This window comes from Pseudomonas sp. Ma2-10 (genome assembly GCF_054330215.1).
In genome coordinates, this window is sequence record NZ_JBTEYL010000011.1 from 32141 (window position 1) to 49735 (window position 17595).

The 17595-nt window shown below is 60.4% G+C and carries 12 protein-coding genes and 2 pseudogenes; 4 read left to right on the plus strand and 10 right to left on the minus strand.

Features of this window, described 5'->3' with window-relative positions; genetic code table 11:
- The first annotated feature begins 10 nt into the window (after nucleotides 1-10).
- A pseudogene (locus ACXPVS_RS15035) lies at nucleotides 11-581 on the plus strand (His/Gly/Thr/Pro-type tRNA ligase C-terminal domain-containing protein).
- 23 nt (nucleotides 582-604) lie between these two features.
- On the opposite strand, the gene ACXPVS_RS15040 reads toward ACXPVS_RS15035, so the two are convergent.
- Nucleotides 605-1126: a DUF3617 domain-containing protein gene (locus tag ACXPVS_RS15040; protein ID WP_458510638.1), complete on the minus strand. Its 522-nt coding sequence runs from the start codon at nucleotides 1124-1126 to the stop codon at nucleotides 605-607.
- Between the two features lie 131 nt (nucleotides 1127-1257).
- Here ACXPVS_RS15040 and cls point away from each other — a divergent pair, with 131 nt between their 5' ends.
- Nucleotides 1258-2697 carry a cardiolipin synthase gene (cls, locus tag ACXPVS_RS15045; protein ID WP_458510639.1) on the plus strand — a complete coding sequence of 480 codons (1440 nt, stop codon included), beginning with the start codon at nucleotides 1258-1260 and terminating at the stop codon, nucleotides 2695-2697.
- Here cls and cfaB read toward each other — a convergent pair.
- The 5 genes from cfaB to hflK (ACXPVS_RS15070) form a co-directional block, all read right to left on the minus strand.
- Nucleotides 2694-3878: a C17 cyclopropane fatty acid synthase CfaB gene (gene cfaB, locus ACXPVS_RS15050; RefSeq protein ID WP_458510640.1), complete on the minus strand. Its 1185-nt coding sequence runs from the start codon at nucleotides 3876-3878 to the stop codon at nucleotides 2694-2696. The genes cls and cfaB overlap by 4 nt on opposite strands.
- 200 nt (nucleotides 3879-4078) lie before the next feature.
- Nucleotides 4079-5989, minus strand: a complete 1911-nt coding sequence (locus tag ACXPVS_RS15055) for a cation-translocating P-type ATPase (protein ID WP_458510641.1) — start codon at nucleotides 5987-5989, stop codon at nucleotides 4079-4081.
- Nucleotides 5986-7044: a protease modulator HflK gene (gene hflK / locus ACXPVS_RS15060; protein ID WP_458510642.1), complete on the minus strand. Its 1059-nt coding sequence runs from the start codon at nucleotides 7042-7044 to the stop codon at nucleotides 5986-5988. Before hflK (ACXPVS_RS15060) ends, ACXPVS_RS15055 begins: the two co-directional genes overlap by 4 nt.
- The gene (gene hflC / locus ACXPVS_RS15065) at nucleotides 7041-8075 is read right to left on the minus strand and encodes a protease modulator HflC (protein WP_458510643.1); all 1035 of its coding nucleotides are present in this window, start codon (nucleotides 8073-8075) and stop codon (nucleotides 7041-7043) included. Before hflC ends, hflK (ACXPVS_RS15060) begins: the two co-directional genes overlap by 4 nt.
- On the minus strand, nucleotides 8072-10030 hold the full coding sequence (gene hflK, locus ACXPVS_RS15070; RefSeq protein ID WP_458510761.1) for a protease modulator HflK: 1959 nt from the start codon (nucleotides 10028-10030) through the stop codon (nucleotides 8072-8074). Before hflK (ACXPVS_RS15070) ends, hflC begins: the two co-directional genes overlap by 4 nt.
- Before the next feature lie 218 nt (nucleotides 10031-10248).
- Between hflK (ACXPVS_RS15070) and ACXPVS_RS15075 the strand changes: the two are divergent.
- Nucleotides 10249-10898: pseudogene (locus ACXPVS_RS15075) on the plus strand (hypothetical protein).
- 22 nt (nucleotides 10899-10920) lie between these two features.
- Here the strand turns inward: ACXPVS_RS15075 and ACXPVS_RS15080 are convergent.
- Complete coding sequence (locus tag ACXPVS_RS15080) at nucleotides 10921-11397, minus strand: Lrp/AsnC family transcriptional regulator (RefSeq protein ID WP_458510644.1); 477 nt, start codon at nucleotides 11395-11397, stop codon at nucleotides 10921-10923.
- A gap of 145 nt (nucleotides 11398-11542) precedes the next feature.
- Here ACXPVS_RS15080 and ACXPVS_RS15085 point away from each other — a divergent pair, with 145 nt between their 5' ends.
- Nucleotides 11543-12172, plus strand: coding sequence for a LysE family translocator (locus tag ACXPVS_RS15085; protein WP_458510645.1), 630 nt, complete (start codon nucleotides 11543-11545; stop codon nucleotides 12170-12172).
- Nucleotides 12173-12175: 3 nt separating this feature from the next.
- Here ACXPVS_RS15085 and ACXPVS_RS15090 read toward each other — a convergent pair whose 3' ends face one another.
- From ACXPVS_RS15090 to ACXPVS_RS15100, 3 genes are read right to left on the minus strand one after another with little or no spacing between them, the layout of a single operon-like run.
- The gene (locus tag ACXPVS_RS15090; RefSeq protein WP_458510646.1) at nucleotides 12176-14290 is read right to left on the minus strand and encodes a hypothetical protein; all 2115 of its coding nucleotides are present in this window, start codon (nucleotides 14288-14290) and stop codon (nucleotides 12176-12178) included.
- Nucleotides 14277-15470 carry a DUF3142 domain-containing protein gene (locus ACXPVS_RS15095; protein WP_458510647.1) on the minus strand — a complete coding sequence of 398 codons (1194 nt, stop codon included), beginning with the start codon at nucleotides 15468-15470 and terminating at the stop codon, nucleotides 14277-14279. Before ACXPVS_RS15095 ends, ACXPVS_RS15090 begins: the two co-directional genes overlap by 14 nt.
- A 51-nt stretch (nucleotides 15471-15521) precedes the next feature.
- A complete protein-coding gene (locus ACXPVS_RS15100) occupies nucleotides 15522-17552 on the minus strand; it encodes a 2Fe-2S iron-sulfur cluster-binding protein (RefSeq protein WP_458510648.1) in 2031 nt (676 codons plus the stop codon).
- Nucleotides 17553-17595: the final 43 nt, after the last annotated feature.

Genomic DNA, 17595 nt, shown 5'->3' on the forward strand with positions numbered 1-17595 from the left:
GAGCACCGACATGATTCACATCACCCTGAGCGATGGTTCATTGCGTGAATACGACCAGCCACTGGCGGTGTACGAGCTCGCCGCGAGTATCGGACCCGGGCTGGCAAAAGCGGCGGCGGGTTCTTTCATGAGTGTTCTGTCGAGCGCTCCTTAACGCAGACAGACTTGCCACTGATCGAAGCCCGCATGCAGACGCTGGCGGCGACCAATCATTCGATTCGCCGTCAAGGAAAGACATCGCTGTACCGCCTGGGGAACTTTGAATCTTCGACTGCTGGCGGACACCGCCACACGTCATGATCGTCAGCATGGACCAACGTCAGGCGGATTACGCGCAGTCGGTAACCGAGGCTTTGCGTCGAAGCGGCGTGCGCGCCCGTGCGGATCTACGTCACGAGAAAGTCCGCCAAAAGATTCGCGAGCACAGTCAGCACGTGCCGTATCTCGTGGTGATCGGGGAGAAAGAAAAAGCAGGCGGGTTTGTCAGTGTGCGCAGCCGCACAGGGGAAGACTTCGGGAGGATGAGTGTTGATATGGTGTGTGAGTGGTTGAATCAGGCCCGCTCCCCCATAGTCATCTAAGGCGCGGGCCTGCTGACGGAGTTCTAAGCTCTTGGCTTGACGGTCCCACAATTCTGCCCCAACCACACGGCGCGGCTATCGAGGCTGCCCTTCTGCTGAATGCCGGTGGCGTTGAACGTGCCATTAACCTTAGTGGTGAACTCACGATCACTGAGGAACGTGGCGACACCAGTGCCCTGCGCTTTCGGACAGCTGAAGCGGAATTTCCACTGATTACCGTTTCGGTCAGTGATTTCCTGTTTGCAGCCCGATTGCGGATCCGTCAGCGGAATATTGTCGGACTGCACCTGTTCCTTCGTCAGACATGCCCGAATCCCCTTCCCGCCCATGGTGATGCCCTGCTTCTCCAGCTGCGCACGCTGTTCCGGGGTCAGCTGGCCCTGTAATTGACCGAGGATCAGTTGCAAATCCGGAAGATTCTGGTCATCGACCGTCATGTTACTTGTGGTCAATTCCCACAAACCAGGCTGCAGCATCTGCGCCTGAGCAGCCACAGGAAGTGACAAACCAACAGCCATGGCCAAACCCAGCAGACGAACGTTCATCGAGTAACTCCTGATCAGTAGTGGCCGTTAGACGTCAACCATTGGCTTCGGTTCATGGGCCAATTAAATAGCGACATTCTGCACGGAACATGGTCTGTTAAGCACTGAATCTTCAGGAGCAAGGCTGCCCCATGGATTACCTTGGACCGCATATTTTCGGCTACATGATTGCACTGCTTCACACGTTGGGCCTGATCGCTGCCATCCATGCCGTGCTCACCGTCCGGACCGCCCAGGGATCGATCGCCTGGGCCCTGTCGTTGCTGTTTATTCCCTACCTCACGCTCATCCCCTATCTAGTCTTCGGCCGCAGTACCTTCGATGGCTACATCAAGGCTCGGCGCCAGGCCAACGAAGAAATGCGCAAGGCTATCTCCGAGCTGAACTGGCGCCCTTGGATAGAAGAGGCGCTGACCGCTCGCGCCTCAAATGCGTACGCGTCCTTGAGGGCCATGCCGAAACTGGGACGCATGCCGTGCCTGGCGAACAACGAAGTCCGTTTGCTGATCAACGGCCAGGCCACCTTCAACGCAATATTTGAAGCCATCAGTCACGCGAAGGAAGCGGTACTGATTCAGTTTTTCATCATCCACGACGATCGCCTCGGTCAACGCCTGCAAACTTTGCTGCTGCAGAAAGCCGCCGAAGGTGTGGCGATTTATTTGTTGTACGACCGCATCGGTAGCCACTCCCTGCCTCACCGTTACGTACAGCCGCTGCGCGATGCCGGCGTCAAGGTCAAAGCCTTTGCGACCCGCAGCGGCTGGCTCAACCGCTTCCAGGTCAACTTCCGCAACCACCGCAAGATTGTGGTGGTTGATGGGGTACTGGGTTTCGTTGGCGGACACAACGTCGGCGACGAATACATGGGCGAGAAACCACCCCTGGCGCCCTGGCGCGATACCCATGTGCAAGTACGCGGACCGGTGGTTGCCTGCATGCAGGAATCTTTCGCTGAAGACTGGTTTTGGGCCGCCCGCTCATTGCCGCCGCTGATCCTGCCGGACGTTTACCCGGATGACGGCGTGCTTTGCCAATTGCTCGCCAGCGGTCCGGCGGACTCCTACGAAACCTGTTCGCTATTCTTCGTCGAAGCCATCCATGCGGCAGCCGAGCGGGTGTGGATCACCAGCCCGTATTTCATCCCCGACGAAGCCGTGTTCGCTGCGTTAAGGCTGGCGGTTCTGCGAGGCGTGGACGTGCGGCTGCTACTGCCCTCTCGACCGGACCACCGGATCGTTTACGCCGCCTCCAGCCTTTATGCCTTCGAAGCCGTGCGCGCCGGCGTGCGGGTTTTCCGCTACGAGCCGGGATTCCTGCATCAGAAAGTGGTGTTGGTCGACCGCGAAATCAGCGCCATTGGCAGTGCCAATCTGGACAACCGCTCGTTCCGGCTGAATTTTGAAGTGATGTTGTTGACGGTCGACAGCGCGTTTGCCGCCGAAGTAGAGCAGATGCTCAATGATGACTTCGCCCAGGCTCACGAGATCGCCAAAGAAGAAATCCGGGAGACCCACCGCTTGCAACAGGTTGGCATGCGGATCGCCCGGCTTATTTCACCAATCCTTTAAGGGTTGTAGATATCGTCGCGAGTCCATGGCAGTTCATGGCTGCCATCGGGGTGGGCTTTCACCGCGAGAATCTGGTGCAGGTTAATCCAGCCCTTGGCAAACGCATAAGCGCATCCCGCCAGGTACAGCCGCCAGATCCGCAAGGCCTGCTCGGGCACCCGCCTGGAAGCGGCTTCCAGATTGTCTTCCAGCCGTTCGCTCCAATGGTCCAGCGTACGCGCGTAATGCAGGCGCAGGCTCTCGACGTCGATGATCTCCAGCCCTGCTTCGCTGATCTGGGCAGAGATCATCGACAGATGCGGTAGCTCACCATTGGGGAACACATACTTCCCGATGAACTCCCCGGCACCACGCCCCACCGGACGGCCATCGGTGTGCTTGGCAGTGATCCCGTGGTTCATCACCAGGCCGCCTTCTTTCACTGCACCGAACAAGGTTTTGCAGTACTCGGCCAGATTGGCGTGGCCAACGTGTTCGAACATGCCGACACTGACCACTTTATCGAAGCGCCCGTCCTGAGGCAGGTCGCGGTAGTCGAGCAGTTGCAGCTCGACCAGAGTGTCCAGGCCTTCGGCCGTCACGCGTTCACGGGCAAGTTCCAATTGCTCTTTACTGAGTGTGATCCCGAACACCTTCGCACCACACTCTCGGGCGGCATACCGGGCCAACCCGCCCCAACCACAACCGACATCCAGCAGGTATTCGCCTGGTTGCAGCCGCAGTTTGCGGCACAAGTGGCGGAATTTGGCTTGTTGGGCTTGCTCCAGCGTTTCGCTGCCGGTCTCGAAATAGGCGCAGGAATACGTCATGTCACTGTCGAGCCACAGCTGATAAAACGCGTTGGAAAGGTCGTAGTGGTAGGAAATCGCTATGGCGTCGGTTTCTTTATCATGAGGGGTACGTACCGGCTGACTGTCTTGATCACCGAGCAATGCCTGGCTCCACTCATCGCAAACGCGGATCACCTCGCTGATGGAGCCTTCCAGCTCAAGCTTGCCTTCGACAAACGCCGCTCCGAGCGCGTCCAGGCTTGGATGAGTGAACTGGGTAACCATTTGCGGGTCCTTGACCACAATTGTGACGCTCGGCGCCGGCCCCAGGTTGAATTCATGGCCATCCCAGAGTCGCAGGCGTAGCGGTAACTGCAGATTCTGTAAGGCCGGAGGAAGGTGCGCGACCATGGATAGACCCTCTTGTTTCAGACGTCTGATGTGAGGGTAGACCATCCTTGAAAAATAGCTGGCTGCCGAATTAATAGCCCTTTTCTATGATTCGTAATCCTCGAATCAACCGCCGCACATTCACAAAAGTGATTGCCCTCACCTAGATGACTACCAATTCCTCGTACAGTTCTGAAAACTTGAAATCGCCCCACGCGCACTCAATCCTCATCCTTAAGCTTGAGCAATGGCTCCTGAAAACGCAGTAAACGCCCGGCGTTACCCAACACCAGCAACGTGCTGAAGTTGTGCAACAGCGCCGCAATCATCGCCCCCGCAGCGCCAAGCCAACCGAAGGCGGCGAAGGCTACAATCGCCAGCGTCCAGCCCAGACCAATGATCACGTTAACCTGCAACGTGTGCCGGCATTGGCGACTCAAGCGCACACAGGTGCCGAGTCGACGCAGGTCACTGCCGATCAGGACAATGTCGGCCGAAGCCAGGGCGATGTCCGCCCCGCCCGCCCCCATCGCCACGCCGACCACACCGGCCTTGAGCGCCAGCGAATCGTTGATCCCATCTCCCACGACCATCGGCCGGAAGCCGCTGCCGATTTCCTTCAGCACGCGATTGAGTTTGTCCTCGGGCAAGGCTTGAGCTTCAACGTCGCTGATCCCGACATCCCGCGCCAGTGTGTGTGCGACGCTTTGCCGATCACCTGTCAGCAGCAACTGGCGACCCAACCCCAACTCACGTAGCTCGCTCAACGCCAATCGAGCTTCAGGTTTGACGCTGTCGGCCAGCAACAGCCAGGCGAGGAATTCACCGTTGACCGCCAGCCCGGCAATCGGGCCATCGTGGTCGGGAACACTTGAAGTGGAGATGCCCAATTGGCTGAACAGCTCCGGGCGACCGAGCGCCGCCTCGCCCTGATCCGTCATCGCCACCACACCCAGCCCCTGACGCTCGTGGATATCGCAGAGCTGCAGAATATGTTCCTGGGTGACCAAGCCGGCGAGCGCGCGGCTGACCGGATGACTGCTGGCAGAACCGAGGCTGGCAGCGAGTTTCAAGACGTGACTGCGATCCTCAAGGGGGCTGTCGATGGATTGCAAACGCAAGGTGCCAAAGGTCAGGGTTCCGGTCTTGTCGACCACCAGCGAAGTCAGGTCTGACAACTCTTCCAGGAACGCCGAGCTGCGAATCAGAATCCCGTGACGCGCGGCCACCGCCACGCCGGCAATCGCCGTGGCCGGTGCCGACAACACCAGCGCGCAAGGGCAGGCCGCCACCAACACCGCGAGCATGGCCTGAGCATCGTTAGTGACGAACCAGGTCACGGCGGCCAGCAGCAACACCAACACCATGTAGCTACCAGCGTAGCGTTCCAGCAAACGGGTGATCGGTGGTTTGGAGCGTTCGGCACTTTGCATCAGTGCGATGACTTTGCCGAGGGTCGACTCATTGCCGGTGCGGGTGACCTCGATGCGCAGCAGACCGTCGAGGTTGATCGCGCCGCCGAAGACTTGCATGCCGGCGTCCGCTTCCATCGGAACCGATTCGCCGGTAATCGAAGCGGTGTCCAGGCTCGCCTGACCGGACAACACCCGACCGTCCGCCGGCACTCGATCACCCGCACGCACCTCGACGAGGTCGCCGGCCTTGAGTGTGCCGTTGTCGACTTCGACGATGGCGCCGTCCGCCTGAACTTTGCGTGCATGGCTACGTGTCAGTTTGCCGAGGGCGTGAATCGCTTCCTGGGAACCGATCACACTGCGCTCCTCCAGCACGTGGCCGAAGATCATGATGATCGGCAGCAACGCCGCGGTCAGCAGATCCCCCGTGGCCCACGCCCCCAGCATGGCCAGGGCAATCAATTGATCAGTGATCCCGTGCAGGCTCGGATAACGCAGGCTGTACCAGGCTGAACGCATCACGGGCACGGCCACTAATAACGAAGCAAAGCCCAGCAGCAATTGACTGACGCCGGTCTGCTCCGGCGACAACCAGCGCCAGGCCAGACCAAGCGCAAGCAGGCCCAGTGCGAGCATGGCCAGGGTCAATTGCCGGGCAGCGCTGCGTTGTTCAGCCGAGGACAACATGCTCGGTGCGGCGGCGGTTGGGGGGGTCATTGTGCAGCTCCCTGAATGATCAGGCGGGAATCGTCTTTCGGGTTGACCGTGGTCACCGAACCGGCCTGACCGAGAATCTTCGGCATCCGCTCGCGGTAGATGCGCAGCAGCATTTGCGGGTCGGTGCCCTGCTGTTGCGCCTTGGCCAGGCTCAGCACCGTGGCCGTGTCAGCCGAGGCCTTGGCCAGGCGTTCACGCGCTTGAGCATGGGCGACTTGCAGTGCGCGATCAGCTTGTTCGTTGGCCGTCTGAGTCAGTTTCTCGGCTTCAGTGCGAGCATTGGCCACCGCTTTGTCGGCTTGTTGACTGGCGGTCAGAACAGCGTTGAAGGCGTTGACCGCCGGGCCGGGCAGACTCGATTGCACGTCGACCCGAGCCACTTCAATGCCTAACCCCTGCCCGGTCGCAGTGAGGCCAGCCAGGCGCTGATTGATGCCTTGCACCAGATCACCGCGTAGACGTTCACGGCGTTCGGCAGCCTGGCTATCGGCGCCGATCAGCTCCGGTCGAGCGACCAGAATAGTGTCCAGATCTCGCGCCGCCGTCAGCGCCACCGCGCTACGGGTTACCAGTCGATCCAGTGCCGGCAACACATGTTCGCCTTGAAGGACGAACGCATACGGCTCGGTGACTTTGTAGAAAACACGCACATCCAGTTGCACCACGCCGGCGTCACCGGTAAGCAAATAACCGGAGCCGGCGAGTGTATCGCTGATCGGAGTGGCGAAGCTTGCCACTCGGTCTGCCTGCAACGCGGCATCAGTGCGCAGCAGGTTTTCCACCCGACGCTCAATCACCCGCTCCGCCGCAGGCAACACAATCACCTGCTCAAACGGACGTGGCCAAGCCAATAACAGACCGGCATTGTGGATGCGATCCAGCGCGCCGAAATGCAAAACCACAGCGCGATTTTGCGGATCAATCTGCCGCACATTGGAAAATGCCCACGCCAAAGCGGCCAGGACCGTCACGGCGTAGAGAACCAAAAAAGCCAATCGCCCCGCCTGAATCCATGGACTGCTTAACTCATTTGTTCCACGTGGAACTACTTTCATGGCTGCGACCCAGGCTTGTTATCAAGCGTCGGCGGACCGTCAACCAACACCCGGAAAGGCGCGGCGTCGGTGCGCAGAATCAGTTTTGTTCCGGGCGTGACGATGGTGCCTAGCGTGTCGAGGGAGCGCAGCAGGTTGTAAAGCTGTGGCGACCCGGCGTAGGCGCGGCCATAAATCTGCGCGGCTTCGACGCGGGATTGTGCTTCGATGTCCGCCGCTTTTACCGTGGCGTCGGCCTGCACGATGCGCGCGTCACGCTCGGCAGCGGAACGGATTTGCGCCGCTTCGCGCTTACCAATGGCCGTGCGTTCAGTGGCAATTGTTTCACGCTCGGCACGCATGCGATCGACCGTAGCGGTGAGGGTTACCGACGGTAGAGTCAGACGCTCGATACCGACTTGCAGCACCCGCACACCATAAGTGGTGAGTAACTGCTGATCGATTTGCTGACGCAGTTGCGTTTCAAAGTCAGCGATGTGTACTTGGCTGGCGTCGGTGTTCACCAGGTTAGCCAAATCAAAACTGCTGGCCGTGGTCTCCAGCGCAGACCCCACAAACGTGCGAATCTGCCGCGCAGCTTCGTCCGGCTGGTTTTGTACGGCACGCATGAAACGTTGCACGTTGTCCGGATCGCCCTGAACCTGCCAGGCCACATAAGCCTGAACGATGATGCGCAAACCGTCCCGCGTACCCACGTCCTGTAAACCACTGGAGGTGGTGCGCAGTCGCAGATCGACAGGAATTGCCGCTTCAAAAGGAGCTGGCCAACGCCAGCCGAGACCGGGTTCCAACAGCACCCGCGAGGGATTACCAAAGCGCGTGATCACCGTGGCCTCCCCCGAACGCACTTGAACCAGGCTGGCTGCCGCGATGGCGAACGCCACCAACAACGCCGCCCAACCCATTCGCCGCCACGGGAACGGACCCGCTTCTTGCGGATCACCGTGGTGGTGATGGCCGTGGTGATGCCCGCCATGGCCGTGATCGTGGCCAGTGTGGTCATCGTGATCGTGAGTGTGCGACTGGCTCAATTGGCAGCTCCTGGTTGAGCGATTTTACGCGCCGGCGCAGGATCAACCGGCAGCGTGAACGTACGTAAGTCGATGGTCGGCGCGTTGCTGCTGCCGCCCAGACGATGATCGAGCACCAGTAACCTGGCATTTGCCAGGCCTTGGGACAGTTGGCTGAAGTACTGCTCCAGCACGAAGGCCTGGCCGGCGCTGGCGTAGGCCTTTTGCTCGGCGCTGAACCGCAGGTCTGCCGCTTGGGCGGTGGCGTTGATTTCACGAGCGCTGGCCGTTGCATGATCGCGAGCGATGCTGGCCTGCAATTGCGCCTGGTTGATAGCCTCCGCCGCTGCCCCACGCTCGCGGGAAATCAATGCCTGGGCACCAATTTGCGCAGCCTGAACACCGTGATAAGCATTGGCGGCACCGGCCGGCGGATGAATCGCCTCGACCACGGTGGCGAGAATTTCCACGCCGCTGTCGAGTTTGTGCAGGTCAGCTTGTACCGCCCGACCAATCTCTTCGGCGAGCCCTGCCCTGTCTTCGCCCAGCAAACCGTCGAGGGTTCGTGAAGCAAAATCGTGGACCAGAATCCGGCTGGCGGTGCTGCGGATCAGTGTCGGGACGTCGGCGCTGTTGTAGATCGCGGCCAATGCCGCTTGATCGCTCAGGCCGATGCGGTAGACGAAACGCACGTCCATGTTGACGATCTGGAAGCTCTGTTTGTCCGCTCGGCTGCTGGCAATGACTTGGGATTTGTCGTTCACATGACTGGCGTCCCACAAGCGATTGGCAGTCGCGGGCGCAGGGCCTTCGGCGGGTTCGGCCATCACCGGCGCCGGTGTGTCGCCGACACTGGTGGCCAACTCATGGACCACACCGTTTTCGACGCTCAACACTCGGCCCAGAGGCCAGGGCAAACCCGCGTGCAAACCAGGACCGAATACCTCCACTGGTTTGCCGAATCGCTCGTAGATGCCTCGCCCTTGAATGGGGATTTCGTGAATGCCGGTGAGTGACCAACCCACTATTGAGACCACGACCAGCACCGGCAGAAATGCCCGACGCATGTACGTGAAGGCCCAGATTTGTCGCAAGTCGATGCCTAAACGGTTGTGCAATTCGTGCTGTAACGCCAACAAGGGTTGCGGCGGCCAGCGCAGCATGTCGGCAACGAAGCTGCGCGCCAGCAAGGCGGGTTCGAGTTGTTCGCGCTGCGCACTGAACAACGAGAGCAGGGCGCGCAGCAGCAGTTCGGCGGCGACGAGCCCCGGCAGCAGGCCAATCAGCACCGCCAGACGCACCGGCCAGACCGAGGTTTCGCCACCCAGCAACAGGCACAAAGCGCTGAGTACCAGGCCAATGATCGCCACCCGTGTCAGTTGCGCCAACGGCGCTGCTTCGGGCCATCGGGCGACGTTTTCCTGCGCCAGTTGACGCTCCAACACCAGTAAACCGAAGGCCAGCAACAACGACAGCGCTGCACCGACACTGGCCGATATTCCCAGTGCGGACGGCGGCAGTGCAAGGTTCCAGACTTGGTCGATGCTCAACAACGTCAACAGCGACCAACCCGCGAGCCACAGCGTCGGGACGCCGATCTGCACCAGCATTCGCCGCCATCGCTGGCTGAGCCGATCCAGCAGCCGTTCGTACCCGCCCACCGGAGCAACGACTTCCTCAGCGACGACGACCTGCACGACCGGGTTCAACGCTCGCGCGCGCCACTGCGTCACCCACCAGGCCGATTGCAAACCGGTGACCAGTACCAGCAAACCGGCGCTCTGATTGACCAGCAACGCGGACCAGAGCGACTGCGGTGCAAACAGCCCGACAAAAAATGCCAGCAATCCACCCGCCGCCGCCAGAGCGCCCAGACCGATTGCGAACTGACGCAATCGTCGCCCTTGAAAAACCGCCTGCTGAAAACGCGGTAGCCCGGCTACTTGCGTCCCATCGACATCGAGATCGACTTGCATACCACCCCAGTGTTTATCGTTGCTCAAATCGCATTTCGTTACGATATAACGAAAGCCGTGAAATTTCCGTTCTTAGATGCTGTATCTAAAGGCGCTCAACCTGTCGCGTGGCTGAAGCCTTGACCGAAAGGTTGTGGAACGCACATATTGCGTTCGTAATTTTAACCAAGAACTACGGTTTACCCATTCCGATCCCCGTTCACTCCAGGAGTACCATCATGAGCAACTATGACGTCGTGATTCTGGGCGGAGGCCCCGGCGGTTATAACGCGGCAATCCGCGCCGGTCAGTTGGGTCTGCGAGCGGTTTGCGTAGCACGGAATTCGCCAATCTAAGGATTGACGTCAAACCCACACTCAACCTCACGCAGATGATGAAGCAAAAGGATGAAAGCATTGCCGGGTTGACCAAGGGCATCATCGCCACCGGCTATGAGCTCACTCCCCTACCCGGTGTGGACATCGACAACACACGCATCCTCGATTCGATGGATGCGTTGTCGCTGACCGAATTGCCCAAGCATCTAGTGGTGATCGGCGACGTGACGTCCGGGCCGATGCTCGCCCACAAGGCAGAAGGTCGCGCCTACAAGGTCGGCAAATTTCCCTTCACCGCCAACAGCCGGGCAAAGATCAATCACGAAACCGAAGGTTTCGCCAAAGTGCTGGCCGATGAGCACACCGACGAGATTCTCGGCGTACACCTTGTCGGTCCAAGTGTCAGTGAAATGATCGGCGAATATTGCGTGGCCATGGAGTTCAGCGCTTTCGCCGAAGACATTGCCCTGACCTGTCATCCACACCCGACCCGCTCGGAGGCCCTGCGCCAGGCGGCGATGAATGTGGAGGGGATGGCGACGCAGATGTAAGCGTGGGAACGATCTTACAATCCTAGGAGGCCGGTAAATGCTCCAACGGCAACGCCCCCGGCGTCTTCACCGTATGAATCGCAAAGTTGCTGCGGATGTCGCTCACGCCCGGCAATTTCAGCAACCGTCCCGTGAGAAAACGGTCATAGGCGCGCAGGTCCGGTACCACCACTTGCAGCAGAAAATCCGATTCTCCTGACACCAGAAACGCCGAAATCACTTCGGGTAACGCGGTCACGGCCAGGCGAAAGGATTCGGCTTGTTCGTCGTTATGCCGTTCGACCTTGACCCCGACAAACACCGTCAGCCCGAGCCCTACTTCGTCGCGATCCAGATTGGCCTGGTAACCGCGTATGACCCCGGCTTCTTCGAGCATTCGAACCCGGCGCAAACAAGGCGAGGCGGACAGGCCGATCTCGTCAGCCAGTTGCACGTTGCTAAGGCGACCGTCCCGCTGCAGGGCGGCGAGAATCTTGCGGTCGTAGGCATCCAGTTTCATCGTTTGGCAGATCCTGATGGTTCAAATGCAATGAAGTGGCAGGTTATGCCAACCCGAAGCAGTTTAGAAGCGAACTACGCAACCACCTGCCCTGCCCTTCAACCCTAGACTGGCCGTACCGAATCGACAACGAATGGGGTGCAACGTGGCAGGACTCTGGGTGTTTTTCATGGCGCTGGCGGTGGTCTATCTGCTGCCGGGCCCGGACATGATCCTGTTGTTGCAGACCGGTGCCCGTCAGGGCAAAGGCGCGGCGCTGGCGACTGCGGTGGGTTTGGGTGTGGCGCGGGGATGCCATGTGGCGTTGGCAGCGTTGGGGTTGGCAGCACTGTTCAAGGCTGCGCCCTGGACGTTCGACGTGGTACGCCTGGTCGGGGCCGCGTATCTGCTATGGATCGGCATTCAATGCCTGCGAACCACAATGCTGCCGAACTTGAACGGAGCAGACGCCATCACCGGGAAACCTCGCTGGCGCGCAGCAATCCAGCGCGGTTTGCTGACCAACCTGCTCAACCCCAAAGCCTTGCTGTTCTGCTCGGTGCTGCTGCCGCAGTTCATCGATCCACACGCCGGGCCAGTGCTCGCGCAATTTGCGACCCTCGGAATTGTGCTGGTCGGTGTCGGCTTGCTATTCGACAGCGCCTACGCACTGACCGGCGCAGCGCTAGGCCGTTGGCTGCAACGCAGTCCCTCGGCCCAGCGCCTGCAGCAGTGGCTGTTTGGTAGCCTGTTGATCGGCTTCGCCGTGCGGCTGACTTTTGTGCAACAGGCTTGAGCCTTACCGCACCTTGCGGCGGCGGTTGATCAACAACAGTGCTGCTGCCGTGACCGCTAGCGCACCGCCAATCTGCAACGGTGTTTTATAGGGCCGCAATTGCGAACGCGCGGCCTCGATGACCTGAGTCACATAGCGTTTATCGGCGCTCTGAAAGTCCGGATCCTGGCATTGGTGCCCAAAATCGCCGGCCCAGATCACATACGGGCCTTCCTCGACATAACGACGGTAGAACGCGCTTTGCTCTTGCAGGCTGGTGCCCCACGACGAAGCCTTGCACAGCACCGAAGCAAACGCCTGACTGCTGTGGGGCAGATGATCAGCGGCCTTGCTCGCCAGCGCCGTGGCGACAAAACGGTAGTGGAAACGCTCATCAGGCTGCGCCACGGTGGCTTGCTGACGCTGCACTTCACCCTCGGCCATCAGCGGTCCGACCTTGAGTTCCGCGCTTTCGAAACGGTAATTGCCACCGAAGGTCGCGTAATCCGGGGACAGCTCGTAGCCCAGCAACTCCATGCCGTCAAAACGGGCCAGTGTAGCGGCATGGTAATAAGCGAATGCCCGTTTGCTCGGCCACCATTTTGATTCAGCGTCCTGGCGCAACTGCCCGTACCACTTGGCCTTGGCCAGCAAGTCAGTGTTATCGAAGTAGGCTGGCGCTTCGTCGTACCGTTCTTCGCGCAGCAAGCGTCGTCCGAGCAAATTGCGCAGTTTCGCCGCCACCGGTAACTGTACGTAGTGATCGCGATCCTGTTGAGTCAAAGGTGGCGGCGCCGGCACTTGAGTATCGACGTATTGCTTGAGTTCATCGACGGTCAACACCCGCTCGGCAACCGTGGCGGCGTCGAACCAGTAGATATCTTTACTGCGATAAAGCTGATCAAACGCTTGCAGGTAATCCCCGCGTTGCAACGCCAGGATCGCGCTTTCACCCTCGACCCGACACTTGGGCTGAAGCGTTTCGAAGTCCCAGTCTGGCGTGCGCCGCTCACCCCAGGACTCGTTCTGTGGGAAGGCCTGGGCAGCCTTGGCATACGCAGCAGCCGCCGCGTTTTTATCGCCATCGCGCACGGCCAGTTTGGCCCGCAGCCACCACGCCAATCCGCCATCTCCAGCGTGTTCGAGAAACGCCTGGGCGCTGGCGTAATCACCCTGTTGATAATTCACCGCAGCCAAGCGATCAGCGTTATCGAGGCTACCTCGGGTACTGTTTTGCAGCAGTTTGATCAGTTTCAATTCGTTCGGCGGTTGATCACCGAATGACCAGCCCAGTCGGCTGATCAACGAGGCCGTCAGCAGTTGCTGCACCGGTTTACCCTTGAGCAACACCGCCAGTTGATCGTCAGGCATCGCCGCGAGGTCGGCTACCAACAGTTTCAGCGAGGTGTAACCCACCGCCGAACCCTGAAGGTTTTGCGTGGCGTAGAGTTCGATGGCGCGGTTCCAGTCGCCGGCGGTGCGGGCCACGCGGGCCTCTTCGCCCAGACTGGCAACACCCAGCTCCAAAGGGTCACTGAAGCCGTCGATGCTTAGTTGACGGGTCTGCTCGAAGGCCTTTCGAGACTGAGCCAACAGGTCAGGGCCAGCGTCCGCTTCCGAGCTCATGGCAAACAGCGTCCGGCCTAACGAATAAGCAGCCCAAGTGCTGCGCAACGCCCGTTGATCCGCTGGCAATGCCAGCACCTTCTGGAAGTACTCAGCGGCCAGTCGATGATCACCGCCTTTGAATGCCACCGCGCCGGCCAGATAAAGCTTGAGCTCAGCCGGCAGACTCGCGCCCTGACTCTCGACCTGATGCTCGTCGGTCAAGCTGCGTAACTGTTTGACCAGCACCTGTTGTTCAGCCGTCAAACCGGATTGCTCAGCCTTCTCCCGTTGTTCCGCGTAGTCGGGTGCATTCCTGTTATAGGCAGTTTCGGTGACGCTATTCAGCCCGTCGACCGCCTGCCCGAAGCGACTGATTTCAAATCTGAAGTTACCTTCCGGCAGCTCCGCCAGCGACTGGCCGCGATTGTCCAGCAGACGCATCGGGAAATCCGGCCCGCAGGCCAGCGCCGAACCCAGCGGCAGGCTGAAGCTCAGGCAAAGCAGATGGCGGGGCCAGTTACGGGTAAACATTCAAACCTCCTTGATCAATATGTGCGCAACGAGCCCAACCAATGGCGCGCTGCCCGCCGGCCGGTATTCGACCATCGCGCAGGCGGGTGAAGGTCAGCAGATCCGGACGCTGTTGCAACGTATACCCGGCCAGCGCATCGGCACCGTCACAGCCCTGCACCGCCAGTGTCAGACGTTCTGGCCAGGCGCTGTCGAGGTTGCCCTGATTGCTGAGGCTGATGTCATAGAGGTCGTTCTGCGCCAAGAGTTTCAACGCCAGTCGACTGTCGAGTGCATCGCCACGAGCCACCGCGCTCAGGGTGGTCAGACTCCAGGCTCGGCGGTCGCTGGCCAGCGGCAAACGAAACCAGACCAGGCCCGCCAGATGCGCCGCAGGATCGTTGCGCAACTCGGTCCCGAGTCGGCTCAGTTGCTGCGGATCAGCGAGCAATTCCCGGCGTTTACCGCGCCGGTCGATCGGCACTTCGCTTTCCACTACCGGCGCACCACGGCCCGGCAGCAACGCCACACCGTAGGCCGGCAGCGCCAGATAGAAAGGTTTGGAAGTGATGCGGCTCCAGGCCTTGGTCCATTGACGGGCCTGATCCGGGTCAAACAAGCCAAGACGCGGATCGCTCACCGCGTGCACCTGCAACACGCTGCTGTCGACTGTGGATAACAGCGCCGGCAATTCGGGACTGTCGAGCCAGGCCGGCAATGCGGTGATACTCAACGGAATAGAAGCCGGCAGAACTGCGCGCAAGTGCGTAAGAAATTCGCGGTAGGCCGGTAGCCGAGCATTACCAGCATCGTGGTCGATTTCCACGCCGGAGAGATTCAGCCCCTGCTCTTGCCAATCGCCGAGCACCTGCAGGATCTGCGCGGTGACTTCGTCCCGATCCAGCGACTTGAGTTGGCCGTCGAGCCGAATCACCGCGATCAGCGGCCGACCATCACGTTTGAGCAGCGCCAGATCAATCCGCGCCCTGCTCCAACCCGCCTCGGGGAATGCCTGCAAGGCCAGCACCCGCAGGGTGGAAAAGTCAGCGCGGCTGTCCCTCAGCGCCGCTTCGTGGGACGGCGTCCATTGCCGTTGCCAGACGTAGAGTTGTTGGTCGAGCGGCGGCGCATCCTGCCGTTCGCAACCGTTGAGTAACGCCACCGCAACAATCAACGCCGACAGACGAGCAAAAAAATACATAACCGAATCTGATCCCTTATCGCCGCTGCCCGATGCTGCGTTCGGCAGATGCTACAGGTCGAGGACCAAAGGTTGCGACCCTTGAGCCGGAATCGCACAACAAATCAGCACGTGTCCGTCATCCGCCTCTTCGGCCGGCGGCTGTGGATAATGCACCTGGCCGCTGATCAGGCGAGTCTTGCAGGTGCCGCAGGAGCCGCCGCGGCAACTGAATTCCGGGCGCAGCCCACGGCTTTCCGCCAACTCCAGCAAACTGCCACCGTCCGGTTGCCAGCGGGCCTCTTTAGCCGAGCGTTGAAACACCACCGGCACCGAGGTCGTAGCTGCGGGGGGTTGCTCGATGACCACCGCGTCGGGGTCCGGTACTCGGCGCAAGGTCGAGGGACCAAAGGTTTCGGCGTGAATCCTTGCATCACGGATATTCAGTTCCCTCAGGCCGTCGTACAGCCCTTGGGTGAAACTGCCCGGACCACAGAGGACAAAATCCAGCTGATCGTAGTCCTCCACTTCAAGGAGGGTCTTGAGCAGCGCGGTGTCAATCCTCCCCGTCAGGTCGAAATCCTCACCCTCCACGGCCCCGGCTTCCGGCTGACTCACCAGACGCCGCACTCGTACCGCATCACCTGCGCCATCGAGCAAGCGGTCAAGCTCAGGACGAAACGCTTGATCGGCCAGCGTGCGCGAACTCTGGAAGAACCAGGTCGGCCGGATGCGGCGGGTGCGCAGGCCTTGATAAACCACCTCGCGCAGCATCGACAGCAGCGGCGTAATGCCGACACCGGCAGCTAGAAGCACCAGCGGCCCACGTTCATTAGGCGCCACAGTGAAATGTCCTTGAGGCGCACGGGCCTCCAACAGATCACCCACGCGCACCTGTTCATGCAAGTGCGAAGACACCACGCCTTCACGCTTCACACTGATGCGGAAAAAGTCATCGGACGGCGCGCTCGACAGGCTATACGTGCGGATATGCACCTCGCCGGCAATGTTGAAGCGCAGCGGCAAATGCTGGCCGGCCTGAAACACTGGTAACCCCGCGCCATCGGCAGACTCCAGATAGATTGACCGGATGTTGTGGCTTTCCTCTTTAATGCGCGCCACCCGCAGCGGGCGCCAACGATCGCCCATGGCCTGGGCTTGCAGACGGGCATTGGCCTGCGCCCAGGTGCCGGTCAGCAAACTGGTGGGGGACACGCCGTCGAAACGCCACCGCAGAGCAAGCGCGGCGGGCCGACGCACCACGCTTTCCACCTCAAATGTCCACAAGCGCTCGGCCCCTTGAAACGCCTCGACCTGTGGGCCTTCAAGAATCACTTCGGTGCGACCGCTGAGGTGCAGCAGGTCTCCCGAACTGAAATCGATAAACAGCAAACCAGCCCGGGGGTTAAGCAGCAGGTTGCCCAAGGTGTTGAAAAACAGGTTGCCGGCAAAATCGGGAATGGTCAGGCGATTGCCTTCTACCTGTACGAAACCGGACTGGCCGCCGCGATGAGAAACATCCACCGAACGTTGGCCATCGACGTCCACGTAGCTGGCGACAAAGAGCGTATCGGCTCCCGCGATCAGGGTTTTGGCCGCTTCATCCAGCCCGTTGAGGTGTTGCGCAATGCGAGTCGACGGATCCGCCAACGGCACCGAGCGAAACTGCCGCAATTGGATGTATTGCGGGCAATTGCCGAAGGACTGTTGCACCGCCACATCGAAGCCGCTCGCCGTCATCGCGCCGACGCGGCCGTTGAGGCGGTTGCGACGCCGGGTATGCAGTTCGATCCCCAGCAAGCCGATCGCCGCGCCCTCCGTTAATTGCGCCGGGTCATCAGCGCCCGGCAGGCTGCGAAATTGCAGAGCTCCCGGCGCGGGCGAGTGAGCGAAACCCGGAGTCCCTTCAAGAATACTGGCCCAAGGATTTCCATCGGCATCCACCGCGCCGTACAGCATGAACGGCAGTTGCTCATAGAACATGCGGTGCTGATCCGGCATCTCGCGGCGAATCACCTTACGACCGAGCGCCTCCATTCGCTCGGCAATGCCCACATGAGCCTGTAATTGTTTCTCTCCGGCGTGCCAGGGTGAACGGTCCACAACGACTTCTCCCCTGCGCCAGCGGCGCAGCGTGAACGCCCCG

What these genes read in the sequence shown, in the direction of transcription:
- ACXPVS_RS15040 (WP_458510638.1), bottom strand. Translation starts at nt 1,126, where the DNA reads ATGAACGTTCGTCTGCTGGGTTTGGCCATGGCTGTTGGTTTGTCACTT.
- cls (WP_458510639.1), top strand. Translation starts at nt 1,258, where the DNA reads ATGGATTACCTTGGACCGCATATTTTCGGCTACATGATTGCACTGCTT.
- cfaB (WP_458510640.1), bottom strand. Translation starts at nt 3,878, where the DNA reads ATGGTCGCGCACCTTCCTCCGGCCTTACAGAATCTGCAGTTACCGCTA.
- ACXPVS_RS15055 (WP_458510641.1), bottom strand. Translation starts at nt 5,989, where the DNA reads ATGACCCCCCCAACCGCCGCCGCACCGAGCATGTTGTCCTCGGCTGAA.
- hflK (WP_458510642.1), bottom strand. Translation starts at nt 7,044, where the DNA reads ATGAAAGTAGTTCCACGTGGAACAAATGAGTTAAGCAGTCCATGGATT.
- hflK (WP_458510761.1), bottom strand. Translation starts at nt 10,030, where the DNA reads ATGCAAGTCGATCTCGATGTCGATGGGACGCAAGTAGCCGGGCTACCG.
- ACXPVS_RS15080 (WP_458510644.1), bottom strand. Translation starts at nt 11,397, where the DNA reads ATGAAACTGGATGCCTACGACCGCAAGATTCTCGCCGCCCTGCAGCGG.
- ACXPVS_RS15090 (WP_458510646.1), bottom strand. Translation starts at nt 14,290, where the DNA reads ATGTTTACCCGTAACTGGCCCCGCCATCTGCTTTGCCTGAGCTTCAGC.
- ACXPVS_RS15095 (WP_458510647.1), bottom strand. Translation starts at nt 15,470, where the DNA reads ATGTATTTTTTTGCTCGTCTGTCGGCGTTGATTGTTGCGGTGGCGTTA.